The sequence below is a fragment of the Peribacillus sp. genome (assembly GCF_059453735.1).
This window is the reverse complement of sequence record NZ_JAZVJO010000138.1, coordinates 1-1,972: the sequence shown is the minus strand read 5'-3', so window position 1 is coordinate 1,972 and position 1,972 is coordinate 1. Positions and strand designations below refer to the sequence as shown.

General features: G+C 39.8%; 2 protein-coding genes. One reads left to right on the top strand and one right to left on the bottom strand.

Annotated elements, in window-relative coordinates; all coding sequences use genetic code 11:
* Positions 1 to 24: 24 nt before the first annotated feature.
* A complete protein-coding gene (locus AC52RT_RS04650; protein ID WP_495539674.1) occupies positions 25 to 756 on the bottom strand; it encodes an MOSC domain-containing protein in 732 nt (243 codons plus the stop codon).
* Positions 757 to 1,100: 344 nt separating this feature from the next.
* Here AC52RT_RS04650 and AC52RT_RS04645 point away from each other — a divergent pair.
* Positions 1,101 to 1,972: anaerobic C4-dicarboxylate transporter family protein (locus AC52RT_RS04645; RefSeq protein ID WP_495539673.1), on the top strand; the 872-nt coding region annotated here is incomplete at its 3' end.

Here is a 1,972-nt window from a genome sequence, read left to right as displayed (position 1 = left end):
ACATACATGCAGCAAGGCTCAGAATCATCTATCAACCAGTACCACTTCATCTCCCACTTGTATTTCCCCTGTTTGCATCACGGAAGCATATACGCCAAAATGATTATTGCGTTGGTTTAACACAGTTTTTTGTAAAGATGGGTCCCGTTCCGCATTGTCAGGATTAACCGTTATAATCATACATCGTTCACAGTGTCTCTTTACCTGTATCTCCACTTGTTTTCCTATTTTTAATGTCTTGCCAAACCACATTTCTTCCATGAATGGGGTTTGTTCGTTTAAGGCGAGGATTAAGTTTGGCCGAAAGCGCCTATGATTGAGTGTTTCTTTATCCCATATTTTCTGCAATGCATTTAGGGATGCATCCGATATCAGTTGAAGATGTTCCAATTCAATGGCCCCTATAGGTACATCAGTGGGTGAATACTTCACTAGGGATACGGATCGATTTGATTCAGCTTCTATTTGTTTGGTTAATCCTTCATCTCCCCAATTCACTAGCTTCCCCTCAGGTGTAGTTATTTCGATTAAGGGATATTCATGCATTGTTTCTTCTCCCAAGAATTTTGCTTTATATCTCGCCATATTTGGGCATTGTGTGATGGTAACATATTTTCCTGGTCGTGTTTCATCTAAAAAAGCATGGCTGCGATCTCCATATAATCCATATTCCATAACGTTCGTATTTTTTACACTTTCTCCATAAAATGATTTTATAGGATGGCGAACAATTTCCTTTATATGTCCTATCAACATTTTATTCCCTCCTAAACAAAATCTGTTTTTATTATACTAATTTTTTTTGCTTGTATATTCGTGGTTTTGCCAAATGAGAAAATAGTCCTTATCTCGCTTGGCCTTTTGTCTCACTTAGCGTCAGGACAATACTTTGAACTGTTCATCAGGTAAGAGTTCCTGTAGAATGGGAACAATAAAATTATGAACAAGTTCGTGTTTTCCCGTCCCAGGAAGATCCTATAGGGTATGCACAAAAACAGAAAATTCATAAAAAGTTCCTTATTTGGGGCAGCACCTTGAACGTATTGGTATAAAATAGAGGTGCAAGCTATTTAAATCTTGCAATTTAAGGAGACGACATTATGTTCTGGATTCATTTATTCATTTTACTCGGATGTATTATCATAGGTGCTCGAATCGGTGGATTGGGACTTGGGGTTATGGGTGGCGTAGGAATCGCGATATTTGTCTTTATCTTTGGCTTACAGCCGACTTCCCCGCCCATCGACGTTATGTTGATGATTTTAGCTGTCATTACAGCCGCTGGTGCGCTTCAAGCTGCTGGAGGACTTGAGTACCTCGTTTATCTTGCGGAAAAGGCCTTGCGAAAAAACCCTAAGTATATTACGTATGTTGCACCAATCGTCACGTATCTCTTCACTTTCTGTGCTGGTACTGGACATGTTGCTTATTCTGTCTTACCTGTTATCGCAGAAGTCTCGCGTGAATCAGGTGTACGGCCTGAAAGACCGATGTCCATTGCGGTTATTGCCTCACAACAAGCGATTACGGCAAGCCCGATATCAGCGGCAACTGTCGCACTTTTAGCTTTATTAACAGACTTTAATATCACATTACTAGATATCTTACTTATTACGATTCCTTCTACGTTTATTGCTTGTATGCTTGCTGCTTTTGTTTCAAGTAAAATGGGGAAAGAGCTAAATGAAGATCCGATTTATTTACAACGGTTAGAAGAGGGTTTGGCTCCTATTAGAAAAGATAAAAAAGAGTTTGTTGCCTCTAAGGGTTCAAAGTCATCGGTTATTATTTTCCTCATTGCCGCCGTATTGGTCGTGTTGTTTGGATCCATCGAAGCCTTACGACCAGGCTGGACCATCGATGGCGAGTTTACTCGAATGGCTATGCCTGTAACAATTGAAATGATAATGCTTTCCGCTGCAGCCTTCATTATTTTAATCTGTAAAGCAAATGTTGACACGATTGTTTCAGG

Bases quoted from the DNA above. Each gene is read 5' to 3' on its own strand.
- AC52RT_RS04650 (WP_495539674.1), bottom strand. From the start codon at position 756: ATGTTGATAGGACATATAAAGGAAATTGTTCGCCATCCTATAAAATCA.